We start from the raw sequence: 14,827 nt of genomic DNA, 5'->3' as shown, positions 1-14,827 counted from the left end.
TTACTCGAAGTTGTCCTGCACCAACCGGCTCAGCGCGCGGACACCCCAACCCGTGGCCCCCTTGGGCGCATAGGTCGTCTCAGACGCGACCGAAGCCACCCCGGCAATGTCCAGGTGGATCCAGGGGGTGTCTTCTTTCACGAAACGTTGCAGAAACTGTGCGGCAGTTATCGAACCCGCCGGGCGGCCACCGACATTCTTCATGTCTGCAATGCGCGATTTCAACAGATCATCATAGGCTTTGCCCAGGGGCATCCGCCACGCACCCTCATCTTCGGCTGCGGCCGCCTTGAGGAACGCGTTGCAGAACGTGTCATTGTTCGAAAACACACCGGCATTCTCATGCCCCAGCCCGATAATGATCGCGCCGGTCAGTGTCGCCAGATCAATCATGCCCACGGGTTTGAACCGTTCCTGCGCGTACCACAGGACATCACACAGAACCAAACGCCCTTCGGCATCCGTGTTGATAATCTCGACCGTATCGCCCTTCATCGACTTGACCACATCCCCCGGACGGGTGGCATTGCCCGAGGGCATGTTCTCGACCAGACCGACCAATCCGACAACATTGGCCTTGGCTTCGCGTTTGGCCAGTGCTCGCATGGTGCCTGCAACGACGCCAGCGCCGCCCATGTCCATTGTCATGTCTTCCATGCCACCGGCTGGTTTGAGCGAAATACCCCCGGTATCAAACACGACACCTTTGCCAATCAACGCCAGCGGCGCATCGTCCTTGTCACCGCCCTTCCACTGCATAACCACGACCTTGGATGGGCTGACCGAGCCCTGACCAACGCTTAGCAATGTGCGCATACCCAGTTCGGCCAACTGGTCTTCTTCCAGTACTTCGACCTCAAGCCCCAGTGACTGCATCTCGGACAGGCGGTCGGCAAACTCGGTGGTCGTCAAAACATTGGCCGGTTCATTGGTCAGGTCGCGCGTCATCCGAACACCGTCAGCGATCGCATATAGCGGCGCAAAGGCCGCTTCGACCTCGTCGGGTTTCTGATGCGCGATTGTCACCGGCGCCGCATCTTCTGAGTCTTTGGTTTTGTGAACGTCGAAATCATAACTGCGCAGTGCAATCCCCATCGCCAGATGTTCGGACTTGGCTTGATTGGCAGCCATGACCAACAGCGGCTTACCTCCGGCAACTTTGGCAAGTGCGACACCGGCCTTACGCGCCTCATCCTCGGCTGGACGGCGCGGCAGGACGAGGATATTCAATGCGACCGCAGCCATTCCCGCAGGCCATGCCAGAGAAATCACATCACCTGTTTTGGCTTTGGCGAACCTTTCGCTTTCAACCAGCCGCGCGACGGCCCCACGTGTCAGTCGGTTAGCGCGCCGGGCAGCCGGTCCCATTTTGCCGTCATCGGGGATGATGACCACTACGTGGCCTTCAGCCTGCGCCATCTGGTCTGCGTCAAAAGGCTGAAACTGGATAGGGATAAGACTGCTCATTGCGAACTCCTCAAAAACTGTTCCCCAAGACCTAGCCCGCGTCGGGCGGCTTGACCAGATAGCAGTTTTCCCCGACCGCCAATTGCAGTACAGTTCAGAAAAAATTCCGGCAGGTTCGGGGGAGAAAAAGAAGTGGCAAGACAGGGCAGGCATAAGCCGTCGCGAGCGAGCGCGGTTTACGACTCTACGTCGGGCCCATCTTGGTTCTCAACATTTCAAGCCGTAACGGGGGAAAAGCTGTGATCCTGGATCGCTATTTTGCCCGACGGTTCATCCAAAGTTTTCTACTGATCGGCAGTATTTTTCTGACCCTTCTGATTCTGATCGACCTGATTGAGCAAGTCCGCAGGTTTGATGATGAGAATCTATCCTTTGGTCGGCTTCTACACCTCACGCTACTGAACACGCCCGCCGCGATCAGTGAGATGCTGCCTCTGCTGGTGATCTTGTCGACCATAGCCTTGTTCGTGGGACTGGCCCGCAGTTCAGAGCTGGTGGTGACACGGGCCATAGGTCGATCAGGCATTCGGGCCTTGCTGGCACCGGTAGCTTTGGCTTTGCTGATTGGGGCCGCAGCGGTTGCAATCCTGAACCCAATCGCCGCGGCGACCTCCGAGGTATACAGTCGGTTGTCGGATTCTTACCGCAACAACGGCAGGTCAGCCTTTTCGATCAGCAGCGAAGGGCTCTGGCTACGTCAGGCCTCCGAGAACGGCCAGTCGGTGATTCATGCGCGCGGCACGACAAATGGCGAAGCGCTGAAACTTAATCAGGTAACAATCACAACCTTTGCGCAGGCTGGCAACCCCGTACAACAAGTCCTTGCTGACAACGCGGAACTGGCCCCCGGGAAATGGGTTTTAACAAACGCCAAGGTCTGGTCACTGGCCGCCGACACGAACCCCGAAAGCAGTGCAGCCGAACATGACGTGCTTGAGGTCCCAACCTCTTTGACCCGTCAACGTATTCTGGACACGCTGGGGCAGCAGGGATCAGTGTCGGTCTATGATCTGCCCGAGTTAATACGTGATTTGAGAGATGCCGGGTTTTCGACTAAGCAGTACGAAGTGTGGCTTCAGGTGCAATTGGCGCGACCGTTCTTCCTTGCCTCGATGGTTCTGATTGGCGCGGCCTTCACCATGCGCCACGTTCGTTTCGGAGGCACCGGGATTGCGGTTTTGTCGGCCGTTTTGCTTGGCTTTGCCATCTACTTTGTACGCAACTTTGCCCAAATCCTGGGAGAAAACGGACAATTGCCTATCTTCGTCGCGGCCTGGGCGCCTCCTTTTGCCGCCATCCTTTTGTCATTGGGTCTGTTGTTGCACGCGGAGGACGGCTGATGCGTTTGCTTTCAAGCCTGTTTCTATCTGCGGCTGTGGGTCTGGGCTTGCCAATGGCAACGTCGGCGCAATCCCAACCAGGATTGGACTCAACCCAAGACACCGCGCAAGAAGAACAGCCGGCCCTGCTTGTCGCCGACAAAATTTTCATTACCCCTGAACGCGTTTTGGTTGCCGAAGGTAACGTCGAAGCCTTTCAGGGCGACGTTAAAATAACGGCAGACCGCATAACCTATGACCGAGATTCCGGGCAGCTGACGCTGGATGGGCCAGTCCGCCTTGATCAGGGTGGCGCGACCACCCTACTGGCAGATTCCGCAGAGCTGGACAGCGGGCTTCAGAACGGGCTGCTGATCGGAGCCAGAATGGTGTTCGAACAGCAGGTGCAGGTCGCCTCGGTTCAGGCCAAACGTGCCGGGGGCCGCTACACCCAGTTCAACAAAGTTTCCGCCACATCCTGCCACGTCTGCGCGAATGGCAAGCCCCCTCTTTGGCAAATCCGGGCCCGCAAGGTCACACACGACCAGTTGGAACGGCAATTGTACTTTGAAGGTGCGCAATTTCGGATTTTGGATCTACCGGTTTTCTATTTCCCGTACCTGCGCCTGCCCGACCCCACACTGGACAGGGCGACCGGATTCCTTGTCCCTTCTCTACGCACGACGTCGCAATTGGGAACCGGCCTTCAGGTTCCCTACTTCTTCAAACTCGGCGACCACCGAGATCTGACGCTGACACCTTATGTTTCGTCCAGGACGAAAACTCTGGGCTACCGGTATCGCCAAGCGTTCAAACGTGGCCGCATCCAGTTGCTGGGCGCACACACGCGGGACGATTTGCAACCCGGAGAGGATCGTGGATATTTCTTTGCGGATGGCTTCTTCAACCTAAACGACGGCTACCGGTTCACCTTCGACATCAAGACAACATCTGATGATGCTTATCTTGCAGATTATGGCCTGCCGGATTTCGACCGTCTGCGGAGCGAAGTCGCCTTGGAAAGGATACAGCGCGACACTGCATTTCGAACCAGTTTTATCCACTATAAAACCCTTAGGGACAGCGAAGAACAGGATGAGATTCCGTCCCGTGTTTTTGACCTCAACTATCAAAAACGGCTTTTCCCCACATCTGTCGGCGGCGAAGTTCGGCTTGGATTTGTGACGCACGCGCATGAAAGAACCTCGGACGAAGATGTCTTAGGTCGCGACGTGGCTCGCGCAACATTTGATGCCGAATGGCTGCGCAGTTGGATCTTTACGTCAGGGGTACGCGCTGACGCTCGATTAGGGGCCGCTGTTGATACGTTCAATATTCGGCACGATAGCAACTTTGCGGATCAGGTCACCCGAACAACACCTCGCGCCGCTCTAACGTTGCGGTATCCCATGACGCGGCGTGAACAGTCTGGTGCGACGCAAGTTCTGGAACCAATAGCACAGGTCGGTTGGACCCAGGTGTCCACGAATGACGTTCCTATCGACGAAAGTACCTTTCAGGAGTTCGACCAAGGGAACCTGCTGTCATTGTCCCGTTTCCCGGCACCGGATCGCCGTGAGGACGGCGCCACAGGTGTCATCGGCGTCAACTGGGCGCGCTACGGTGCTAATGGTTGGAGGGCACTGGCAACTGTCGGACAGGTGTTTCGAGCCGATGCCGACCCCGAATTCAACCTAACATCTGGCTTGCAGGGTACGACGTCTGATCTGCTGCTGGCGGGACAATTACAAACAGCAAACGGCTGGTCACTGGCAGGACGCGGGTTAGTGAACGGAGATTTCAGTTTTGCCAAGGCCGAAATGCGGGCCGCGTGGCAACAAAGTTCAGCCGGTGTCGCAGGCAGCTATATCTGGCAGGAACCTGATCCGGACGAAAATGCCGATGATGAGATTTCGGAAATTCGGCTGGACGGGCGATACCGTGTAGATCAAAACTGGATGACCCGCGCCCTTGCACGATATGATCTGAGCGAATCCGAACCCATCCGTTACGGGCTTGGCGTGACATATCAAAACGAATGTGTACAGGTTAACATGACCGTCAGCAGACGCTTTACTTCGTCGACTACTATTGAGCCTTCGACAGAATTCGGGTTTACCGTAGCTCTGACGGGTTACTCCGTTGAAGGTGGCGGCCAACAGTTCAAGAGAAGATGCAGTTGATTTCAGGTTTCTCCAGTCTCGCTCGTTCCTGCCTGTGCAAAGCGGCAGCACCCGTGTTGGCCATGGCGCTGAGCCTTGGTGCAATTCCTGCAGATGCGCAGGGCCTCTTTTCGCCAGCTATCAAGGTTAATCAGGACATCGTCACCTGGTACGAGCTGGAACAACGCCAGCAGTTCCTCAGCGTATTGGGCGCGCCCGGCTCATCCGATGAAGAAGTTCGGCAAGCCCTGATTGATGACCGCCTGCGCAAGCAAGTCATGCGAGAGGCTGGAATTTCGATCAGCCCCGAAAACATTCAGCTAGGCATTGATGAATTCGCGTCGCGCGGCCGCTTAGAAACGGAGGAGTTTCTGAATTTGCTGGCCGAGGCAGGCGTTTCGCGTGAGACTGTCCGCGATTTTGTCGCCGACCAATTGTCTTGGCGTGATTTTATTTCGGCACGTTTCCTGTCTCAGGCTCGCCCGTCTGAGGATGAGGTTAACCGAGCCCTCGGTCAGGCAGGCGGCGGCGGTCTTCAAGTGCTTTTGTCCGAAGTCATCATACCGGTCAATCCGCAGACTGTAGCGCAAGTAAACCAGCTGGCCGAAGAGATTTCACAGGTCGAAGGATTTGATGCTTTTTCCGCTGCCGCGACCCAGTATTCTGCGGCTGGAACCAGAAACAACGGCGGGCGGTTGGATTGGCTGAACATCACCGACTTGCCCCCCGCTCTGCAGCCCGTGATTCTCGGCCTTAAAAATGGTGACGTGACACAACCGATCACGCTCCCTAACGCTGTGGCCTTGTTCCAGCTTAGGGGCCTGCGCGAAATCGCATCTGGCACACCAACCTATTCCAAGATCGACTATGCAATCTACAACTTGCCCGGCGGTCGCAGCGCTGAAACCCTCGCCCGAGCAGCCAAGCTGCGCGAAGAAATCGACAATTGCGATGACCTGTATGGCCTCGCCAAAGACCAACCCGAAGAAGTTTTGCAGCGGATTGAGGCGGCACCGGCAGAAATCCCCCGCGACGTTGCGCTGGAATTGGCGAAACTGGACCTGAACGAAGTTTCGACCAACCTGACAGGAAACAATGGTCAGACCCTGCGGTTCCTGATGCTGTGCACCCGCACTTTGGACCGCGGCGAAGAAACATCGCGCGTGGACGTAGCCAACGCCCTGACGCAACAGCGCTTGCAAGCGTTTGCGGACAGCCTTTTGGAACAGCTGCGCGCGGACGCGATAATTATCGAGCAATGACAACCCCAATCGCGCTCAGCTGTGGCGACCCGGCTGGAATTGGCCCTGAGATAGCCGCGAAAGCATGGGCAAATCTGCAGTCGAGCTGCCCGTTTTTCTACATCGGTGACGCACGTCATCTGCCATCAGGCACGCCATACCAAAAGATCCACGACCCGGAGCAAGCCGTTCAGGTTTCCTCCGAAGCCTTGCCGGTTCTCCAACTGGATTTCCCCGTAGAAAACACGCCGGGTGAGCCTTCCCCGACAAACGCTCCCTACGTGATCGAGTCGATCGAACGGGCAGTGGCGCTGGTCAAAGCAGACCAAGCATCGGCCATTTGCACAGCACCTATTCACAAAAAGGCGCTAATTGACGGCGCAGGCTTTGCCTATCCCGGACATACCGAGTTTTTGGCGGCGCTGGCGGGGCGTAGCCGTGTCGTAATGATGCTGGCCAGTGACCAATTGCGCGTCGTGCCTACCACAATCCATATCCCGCTATCCCGGGTAACGGCCGAGCTAACCCCTGACCTTCTTCGCGAAACGATCTCTATTACCGCCGAAGGCTTGCGCGCGCAGTTTGGAATTGCGCATCCCCGTATCGCTGTTGCGGGCTTGAACCCACATGCTGGCGAAGGCGGTAAAATGGGTCATGAAGAATTGGACTGGATTGGCCCACTCATCTCAAGCCTGCCAACCGAAACCTACTCTGTTACCGGCCCTCATCCTGCAGACACACTTTTTCATGCAGCCGCGCGCGCTCGGTACGATGCAGCGATTGCGATGTATCACGATCAGGCACTGATCCCGATCAAAACACTGGATTTCGACAGAGGTGTAAACGTCACACTGGGCCTTCCGTTCATCCGAACATCGCCCGACCACGGAACGGCACTGGACATCGCTGGCAAAGGCGTAGCCAACCCGACAAGCCTGATTGAGGCCCTGAAGTTGGCCCAACGTATGGCAAAAAGCCCTTGATCCTTCACCTGGCTGAAAATATCCCCGCCGGAGGCAAAAAAATTCTGGCGCAACTGTCCCAATCCGCGCCACGGTAACCGGATCATGAGCGCCATAGACAACCTACCCCCGTTACGGGCCGTCATCGCAGAGCACCAGCTTTCAGCGCGCAAATCGTTGGGGCAGAACTTTCTTCTGGACCTCAACCTAACCGCCAAAATAGCGCGCCAGGCAGGTGACCTGAGCCAATGTGACGTTCTCGAAATCGGGCCCGGGCCTGGCGGCCTGACGCGTGGCCTTTTATCTGAGGGCGCACGTAAAGTCGTGGCGGTTGAAAAAGACACGCGCTGCATCGCAGCCTTGCATGACATTGCTGCTGCGTATCCCGGCCGCCTCGACGTCATCAACGGTGACGCACTTGAAATCGACCCATTGGCCCACCTGACGCCACCGATACGCGTGGCTGCCAACCTGCCTTATAACGTCGGCACAGAATTACTTGTTCGCTGGCTGACGCCCGCGGAATGGCCGCCGTTCTGGCAGAGCCTGACTTTGATGTTTCAACGCGAAGTCGCTGAACGGATCGTCGCGCAACCGGGCAGCAAAGCATATGGCCGTCTGGCAATTCTTGCCCAATGGCGCGCCGACGCCCGCATTGCGATGTCATTGCCGCCCGGCGCGTTCACACCACCACCAAAAGTATCCAGCGCTGTGGTCCATCTGACGGCCTTGCCTCAGCCGCGTTATCCTGCCGACGCAGCGACCTTATCCCGCGTCGTGGCCGCCGCCTTCAATCAGCGTCGAAAAATGCTAAGGGCATCGCTGAAAGGTATTGCACCTGATATCGAAGACCGCCTTATGAATGCTGGCATCCAGCCGACAGAACGGGCCGAACAGGTGCCGCTCGAAGCGTTTTGCGCCCTGGCCCGCGAAATCAAGCCCGTTTAAAACAAAAAAGCCCCGGCGTTTTCAGGCCGGAGCTTTGGATGGGAATACAGAATACGTTTATTCAGCCGCTTCCGGTGCGTCGCCCTTGTCAGAAGGTGCCTCTTCGGCAGCCGGTGCAGGCTTAGGCTTGCGTGCGCGTGGTTTACGGGCAGGCTTTTCCTTTTTCTCGGGTGCTTCCGCCTCTTTCGCCTCAGGCGTTTCAACCAAACCCGATTCCGGTGAGGCTTCTTGGGCAGAGAAATCCATGACGTCAGGCTGCGGTGCCTCTGCTGGGTCGGCTTGCCGGGCAGCTTCGCGCTCCTGGCGTTCTGCGCGTTCGCGATCGCGTTCTGCCTGACGCTCACGGTTCTGGCGTTCTTGCTCTTCGCGGCGGGCTTCCATTTCGCGCTGCGCTTCGCTCAGCAAGCGCAGATAATGCTCTGCGTGTTGCTGAAAGTTTTCAGCGGCAACACGGTCATTGGACAGCTGCGCATCGCGTGCAAGCTGATTGTATTTGTCAATAATCTGCTGGGGCGTGCCGCGCACTTTGCCCTCTGGGCCCGAGCTGTCGAAAACCCGGTTTACAACGTTGCCGCCAGAAGGACGATTGCGGTTATTCTTGGCCCGTGAGCGGGATTTGGAAGATCTCATCTACTTTAGTCAGCCTTGTCATTCACTGCCGATTACGTCGCGTCTCGCACTGCTCAATGGCTTTAGCCGGAACGCGATGTCGACTTTTTTGGGCTTGGCGTCAGGGGCCCGCTGCAACAGCGTCAACCTCTCCGACTGATCCTGAGTAAACACGTCCTACGCGATCAGACAAGGGGTTTGTCCAAATTTTCGCAGCTTTTTTACGTCAATCGGCGCTTTTCAGCCTCATTAACGCCGGTTACCCCGGCATTCTTGCGAACACAACGCGATCTCGGCCGTCCAGATCGGGAATAATGCGTGTTTCCGCAAGGCCAGCCGCTTGGAATAAGGCTGCAACGCTGTGGCCCTGAGTTGGCCCGATCTCAACCAGCAACCGCCCGCCCGGCAAAAGGAAATCTGGTGCCCCGGCTGCGATCTGGCGGTATGCACCCAACCCATCGCCCTCATCGGTCAATGCCATTCTCGGCTCATGCTCACGCACTTCAGGCGACAAGGCGTTCATCTCAGACAGCGAAATATAAGGGGGATTAGAAACAATTAGATCAAAACGACCCTCAATGTTTTCAAACCAATCCGAACGTGTGATTTCAATTCTACCTTGAACCTTGTGCTGAACGGCGTTCGCGCTGGCCTGAAGGCAAGCAGCCTCGCTCAGATCCACGCCTAAACCCGTGGCACTGGTTCGTTCGGCCAGCAAGGTCACCAAAATACAGCCGGAACCGACCCCGAGATCAAGCACACGATCAAAAGGCTCGCTCAAGGCTGCCTCGACCAATATCTCTGTCTCTGGCCGCGGGTCCAGCACATCACTGCTGACCCTGAAGCGACGACCGTAGAACTCTCGCTCGCCCAACAAATGAGACACCGGAATGCGGATAGCGCGCAGCGCAATCAATTGCTCATAACGTTCTGCAATTTCGGGCGAAAGTTCTTCGGGTGCGATGAGCGTGACGCGGCTGGCTTCAATCCGTGCGGCATGTGCAAGCAGAACCCGCGCATCGCGCGCCGGGTCGTCGACTCCTGCCGCTCGCAGCCGCGCCGTTGCCGCGACCATCGCCTGGGCGGCTGTTAACGCCGAAATCATTGCGCCATCTCCGCCAAAAGACGAGCCTGATCATCTGCGGTCAGGGCGTCAATGATTTCATCCAAATCACCCTGCATGACCTGATCCAGCTTATACAGTGTCAGGTTAATCCTGTGATCCGTCATGCGCCCTTGCGGGAAGTTATAGGTGCGAATGCGTTCGGACCGGTCCCCCGATCCAACTTGACTGGCCCTGTCGGCCGAACGCTCGCTGTCGATCCGCTGACGTTCCAAATCATAGAGGCGGGTCTTTAACACCTGCATCGCGATCTCACGGTTGCGATGTTGCGATTTTTCGGAACTGGTCACCACTAACCCAGTGGGCAAGTGCGTAATCCTGACGGCCGAATCGGTGGTATTGACGTGCTGCCCACCTGCCCCGGAGCTGCGCATCGTGTCGATGCGAAGGTCATTGGCATCAATCTGGATGTCCACGTCTTCCGCCTCGGGTAAAACCGCCACTGTGGCCGCTGAGGTGTGGATACGCCCACCACTTTCGGTTTCGGGCACGCGCTGTACCCGGTGCACGCCGGATTCGTACTTCATCCGGGCAAAAACGTTATCGCCCTTGATATGAGCAACGACTTCTTTGATCCCACCCAGATCCGAGGCCTGTTCTTCGATGATTTCAAATCGCCAACCGCGCGCCTCAGAATAGCGTTGGTACATACGAAGCAAATCACCTGCGAATAATGCGGCCTCGTCCCCGCCTGTACCGGGGCGAATTTCCAGCATGGCCGGGCGCGCATCCGCCTCATCACGTGGCAAAAGCGCCAGTTGTAGTGCGCGTTCTGCATCGGGGATCCGGGCCTGCAGATCGGGAATTTCTTCTTCGGCCAGTTCTTTCATGTCGGGGTCGGACAGCATGGCTTGCGCCTCGGCAAGGTCCGCCACCAGTTGTCGCCATCCCATGATCTGATCAACCACAGGCTTAAGATCTGAGTATTCTTTGGCCAAAGCCGCAATATCCCCGCCCGACGCACCATCGGCCATGGCCGCTTCGAGGTATTGGAATCGCTGAGTTATCTGTGCAAGGCGTTCTTCGGGGATCATCCCGGCGGTGTCTATCAAACCGGGGCTTTGGTCAAGGGCCGAGCTTGTGTTAGGCTATCCCGTATGAAGGGGTTGGTTTTCATTTTATCGCTGGTCGCAGTACCTGCCATGGCGGATTACGTCGGGCCGGACGGGAAAGTGCGCGACTGTTATTGCACCGACAAGTCAGGTTCGCGCGTGGAACTGGGCGAGATGATCTGCCTACAGGTCGATGGTCGAATGTTCATGGCCCAGTGCCAGATGTCGCTGAACGTGCCGATGTGGCGCGAGGTGCAAGAGGGATGCTTGTCGTCAGGGCTACAGAGCAGCAAGCCACCCATCAACTCGGTGACGGTTTACCCCAAAATCTGAACGGCCAAAGCGCAATCGACCGTATATTCGCAGTGTATCACCGTCCTGCTGCGCGGTGGTGTAGTCGGGAAAGCCGATCCCTTTTGTGCGGGTGACATAGGTGATCATGCCGTCGTTAACCGAACCCGCCAGAACCGAAGTACGCGGTGCGGTTCTGGCAACCGCGTCAAATTTCGCTAACCCTTCGGGCCCGGTTTCAACAAGCCGAATGACACCGCCGCGCAAATTCTCATCCGCATCACCGATTGGTGCAACATGCCAATCAGCCGGATCAGAGGGCGCGAACCGTACATAGCCCAAGGCCAATACAACCAACGCGACCCCCAGCCAAAGCAACATTCTCTTCATCCCGACCTCTTTCTTTCAGCAGACCATATGCCGTTTACATCATCCGGCAAGATGGGACGAATTGGCCTACCGCGACGTCACACCCGGCAGAATACACAGCAATTCGAAAAGAAGGTTGGCCGCCGTCAGCGCTGTGTTGCCCGAAGCGTCATAAGGCGGGGAAACTTCGACCAGGTCGCAACCGACCACGCTAAGGCCTCTTAACGCCTGGATGAGTTGCAATGCTTGCGGCGTTGTCAGCCCGGCAATTTCGGGTGTGCCCGTTCCGGGGGCAAAAGACGGGTCCAAGCTGTCGATGTCGTATGAGATGTAAACGGGGTGCTCGCCAATATCTTTGCGGATTTGCGCACCAATCACTGTCAGATTCTGTTGCCACAACTCCCACGCTGGAAACTGCTTGAAACCCCAACCTTTGGCCTCGGTCAAATCCGATGCGGAATAGCCCGAACCGCGAAGACCTATTTGGAACGTCTTGTCAGGGACAATCAAACCTTCCTCATATGCGCGGCGGAAAACTGTGCCGTGGGTCTCTTTTTCACCAAACATCTCGTTATTCACACCGGCATGGGCATCGACATGTACCACCGCCACGGGCCCATGTTTGGCAGCAATCGCGCGTAGGATTGGCAGGGTAATTGCGTGATCTCCGCCCATCGCGACCGGCGTGACATCCTGCGCCAGAATGGCGTCATAGCTTTCCCGGGTGATCTTGAGGCTATCAGCCAAGGAAAATGTATTGATGGCGAGATCACCGATATCGGCAATCTGAAGGCTGTCAAACGGCGCAGCAAACGTCGCCATGTTGTAGGGTCGGATCATCGCGCTTTCGCTGCGGATTTGCTTGGGCCCGAACCGTGCACCAGACCGCCACGAGGTGCCTATATCCAAAGGAACCCCCAGAACGGCAACATCCAAACCCGCCAGCGACTCGGCCTGCGGTAATCGCATAAACGTATTCGGCCCCGAAAACCGCGCCAGATCATTGCCGCTGATCGGTTGGTTGAACTCTGCCATCTTGCTATGCCCCTTGTCCGGTGTTGTTGGCTCACCGATACCGGAAAGATGGCTAACCAAAGGTTAAGGCTGCAGCTTGTTCCACCCCAAAAGACAAATGATTTGTGTGGCGACATGAGCCCCTGCGATCGCCGTTGCGCCGGACGTGTCGTAAGGCGGTGAAACTTCGACGACGTCGCCGCCCTTGATGTTGATCCCGGCAATATCACGCAGGATGATCTGCGCCTGAATCGAGCTCAGCCCGCCCCAAACGGGCGTACCCGTGCCCGGCGCAAAGGCGGGATCCAGACCATCAATGTCAAAGCTCAGATATACCGGGCTATCACCCAGAATTCCTTTGATCTTTTGAGCCACTGCGGCGGGCCCGGCCTCGTAAACCTCGCGGGCGTCAATGATGTTTACGCCCAGCGTGTCCTCGTTCGTTGTGCGAATTCCAACCTGAACCGAACGCTTTGGATCAACGATCCCCGATTTCACCGCCTTGTAGAACATTGTCCCGTGATCGACCCGAGACATGTCATCATCCGCCCAGGTGTCCGTATGAGCATCAAATTGCAACAGAGACATCGGCCCATATTTTTCAGCATAGGCTTTCAGGATCGGGAAACTGATATAGTGGTCGCCCCCCAATGCGACCGAGGCGACATCTGCGGTCAGAATGGTGCGAATATGATCAGTCAAGGTATCAGGAAACGCCGGAATATTGGCATAGTCATAAGCCATGTCACCGTAGTCGATGATCGCCAATTCGCTCAGGGCGTCAAACGGCCAACCGTAGGGCGCATCCGGCGACTGCAGCGCACTGGCTTCCCGGATCGCGCGGGGCCCCAGTCGGGTTCCGGGTCGGTTGGTCACCGCCTGATCAAAAGGCACGCCGGTTACGGCAATATCCGCGCCTTTTAACTCTTTGGTGTACAACCGCCGCAGGAACGAGGTCGCGCCGCCGAAAGTGTTTTCGAAGGACAAGCCCTTGAGTTCATCATTGGTGAACGCCTCGTCCACCTGATTTTTTGCGTCTTCCAGTGCCATTTCTATCCCCGTTCAGCCCAATGGCTGCGCCTTTTCGACGATGCGCGCAAAGAAGGATGCCCCAACTGGCGCGACATCGTCGTTGAAGTTGTATTTTGGATGGTGCAGCCCGGCGCTGTCGCCCTGCCCAAGGTTCAGATAGGCCCCCGGTCGCGCGTTCAGCATGTAAGAGAAATCCTCGGCCCCCATGTTGCGGGTCATGTTGTCGACCACGTTATCTGCGCCCGAGATTTCGCGGGCCACATCCGCCGCGAACCCGGCCTTGGCCGCATCGTTGATGGTGGCGGGATAATTCACCTCATAATCCAGCCGCGCCTCAACCCCGTAAGAGGCCGCCTGCCCCTGTACGATCTGTTCCATCCGCTCCATCACCATTTTCTGGACCGACGGGTCAAAGGTGCGCACAGTGCCGTTGATATAGGCGGTGTCGGGGATCACGTTGTTGACCGTCCCGGTGTGGATCTGCGTGACCGAGACCACCAGATCGTCCAGCGCATGGTGATTGCGGCTGACGATGGTTTGCAGCGCCTGCGCGATGCCACAGGCGGCCATGACCGGATCGCGGGTCTCATGCGGCATGGCCCCGTGGCCGCCAACGCCCTGAATATGGACGTGGAACGTATCCACCGCCGCCATGATCGCGCCCGGCGTGGTGTAAAACGCCCCCTCGGGGATGCCAGGCGCGTTGTGCAGGGCATAGACCTGCGAGATGTCGAACCGGTCCATGATGCCGCCTTCGACCATCACGCCCGCGCCGCCGCCCTCTTCCTCGGCGGGCTGAAAGATCAGCGCCACGCGGCCCGCAAAATTTCGCGTCTCGGCCAGATAGCGCGCCGCCCCCAGCAGCATGGTCGTATGCCCGTCATGACCACACGCATGCATCTTGCCCGGATTGGTCGAGGCATAGTCCACGCCCGTCTCTTCGGGGATCGGCAGCGCGTCCATATCGGCGCGCAGGCCAATCGTGGGCCCATCCGCCTGCCCGTTGATGATCGCAACGATGCCGGTTTTGGCGATCCCCTCATGCAGTTCATCCACCCCGAATTCACGCAGGCGATCGGCGACAAAGGCGGCGGTCTCAAAGCATTCGAACTCCAGTTCGGGAATGGAATGTAGGTGCCGGCGCCACGCGGTCATATCGGCTGAGAAATCGGCAATTCGGTTGACGACGGGCATCTGGGGTGGACTCCTGATCCTGACTGCGGAATGGATGCATCTGA

At 57.3% G+C, this 14,827-nt stretch carries 14 protein-coding genes; 6 read left to right on the top strand and 8 right to left on the bottom strand.

From position 1 onward, the window contains the following. Complete coding sequence (locus ACR0BD_RS11995; RefSeq protein ID WP_480830717.1) at positions 1–1,467, bottom strand: leucyl aminopeptidase; 1,467 nt, start codon at positions 1,465–1,467, stop codon at positions 1–3. A gap of 239 nt (positions 1,468–1,706) precedes the next feature. On the opposite strand from ACR0BD_RS11995, the gene lptG reads away from it, so the two are divergent. The 5 genes from lptG to rsmA all read left to right on the top strand — a co-directional run bounded on the left by lptG (position 1,707) and on the right by rsmA (position 8,099). Further along, positions 1,707–2,807 carry an LPS export ABC transporter permease LptG gene (lptG, locus tag ACR0BD_RS11990; RefSeq protein ID WP_480830715.1) on the top strand — a complete coding sequence of 367 codons (1,101 nt, stop codon included), beginning with the start codon at positions 1,707–1,709 and terminating at the stop codon, positions 2,805–2,807. Further along, positions 2,807–4,969 carry an LPS-assembly protein LptD gene (locus ACR0BD_RS11985; RefSeq protein WP_480830714.1) on the top strand — a complete coding sequence of 721 codons (2,163 nt, stop codon included), beginning with the start codon at positions 2,807–2,809 and terminating at the stop codon, positions 4,967–4,969. The genes lptG and ACR0BD_RS11985 overlap by 1 nt, the downstream gene beginning before the upstream one ends. Then, on the top strand, positions 4,960–6,210 hold the full coding sequence (locus ACR0BD_RS11980) for a peptidylprolyl isomerase (protein WP_480830712.1): 1,251 nt from the start codon (positions 4,960–4,962) through the stop codon (positions 6,208–6,210). Before ACR0BD_RS11985 ends, ACR0BD_RS11980 begins: the two co-directional genes overlap by 10 nt. Continuing rightward, positions 6,207–7,172: a 4-hydroxythreonine-4-phosphate dehydrogenase PdxA gene (gene pdxA / locus ACR0BD_RS11975; protein WP_480830710.1), complete on the top strand. Its 966-nt coding sequence runs from the start codon at positions 6,207–6,209 to the stop codon at positions 7,170–7,172. The genes ACR0BD_RS11980 and pdxA overlap by 4 nt, the downstream gene beginning before the upstream one ends. An 84-nt stretch (positions 7,173–7,256) precedes the next feature. After that, a complete protein-coding gene (gene rsmA, locus ACR0BD_RS11970) occupies positions 7,257–8,099 on the top strand; it encodes a 16S rRNA (adenine(1518)-N(6)/adenine(1519)-N(6))-dimethyltransferase RsmA (protein WP_480830708.1) in 843 nt (280 codons plus the stop codon). 57 nt (positions 8,100–8,156) lie between these two features. Here rsmA and ACR0BD_RS11965 read toward each other — a convergent pair whose 3' ends face one another. The 3 genes from ACR0BD_RS11965 to prfA all read right to left on the bottom strand — a co-directional run bounded on the left by ACR0BD_RS11965 (position 8,157) and on the right by prfA (position 10,865). Further along, positions 8,157–8,729 (bottom strand): DUF4167 domain-containing protein, encoded by a 573-nt coding sequence (locus tag ACR0BD_RS11965; protein WP_480830706.1) that lies wholly within the window; start codon positions 8,727–8,729, stop codon positions 8,157–8,159. A 238-nt stretch (positions 8,730–8,967) separates the two neighbouring features. Beyond that, entirely contained in the window at positions 8,968–9,813 is an 846-nt protein-coding gene (gene prmC / locus ACR0BD_RS11960; protein WP_480830703.1) for a peptide chain release factor N(5)-glutamine methyltransferase, read from the bottom strand. Then, entirely contained in the window at positions 9,810–10,865 is a 1,056-nt protein-coding gene (gene prfA, locus ACR0BD_RS11955; RefSeq protein WP_480830702.1) for a peptide chain release factor 1, read from the bottom strand. The genes prmC and prfA overlap by 4 nt, the downstream gene beginning before the upstream one ends. 63 nt (positions 10,866–10,928) lie before the next feature. On the opposite strand from prfA, the gene ACR0BD_RS11950 reads away from it, so the two are divergent. After that, positions 10,929–11,216: a hypothetical protein gene (locus ACR0BD_RS11950; protein WP_480693838.1), complete on the top strand. Its 288-nt coding sequence runs from the start codon at positions 10,929–10,931 to the stop codon at positions 11,214–11,216. Here the strand turns inward: ACR0BD_RS11950 and ACR0BD_RS11945 are convergent. From ACR0BD_RS11945 to ACR0BD_RS11930, 4 genes are all read right to left on the bottom strand, one after another. Beyond that, positions 11,163–11,564, bottom strand: coding sequence for a DUF1499 domain-containing protein (locus tag ACR0BD_RS11945; RefSeq protein WP_480830699.1), 402 nt, complete (start codon positions 11,562–11,564; stop codon positions 11,163–11,165). The genes ACR0BD_RS11950 and ACR0BD_RS11945 overlap by 54 nt on opposite strands. 66 nt (positions 11,565–11,630) lie before the next feature. Continuing rightward, positions 11,631–12,578 (bottom strand): agmatinase, encoded by a 948-nt coding sequence (gene speB / locus ACR0BD_RS11940; protein ID WP_480830698.1) that lies wholly within the window; start codon positions 12,576–12,578, stop codon positions 11,631–11,633. Positions 12,579–12,641: 63 nt separating this feature from the next. Next, a complete protein-coding gene (speB, locus tag ACR0BD_RS11935; protein WP_480693844.1) occupies positions 12,642–13,607 on the bottom strand; it encodes an agmatinase in 966 nt (321 codons plus the stop codon). 12 nt (positions 13,608–13,619) lie between these two features. Beyond that, on the bottom strand, positions 13,620–14,783 hold the full coding sequence (locus tag ACR0BD_RS11930; RefSeq protein WP_480830695.1) for a M20 aminoacylase family protein: 1,164 nt from the start codon (positions 14,781–14,783) through the stop codon (positions 13,620–13,622). Positions 14,784–14,827: the final 44 nt, after the last annotated feature.

The sequence above is a fragment of the Ruegeria sp. G5 genome (assembly GCF_056533365.1).
The sequence above is the reverse complement of the archived record's forward strand: the minus strand, read 5'-3'. Positions and strand labels throughout refer to the sequence as shown.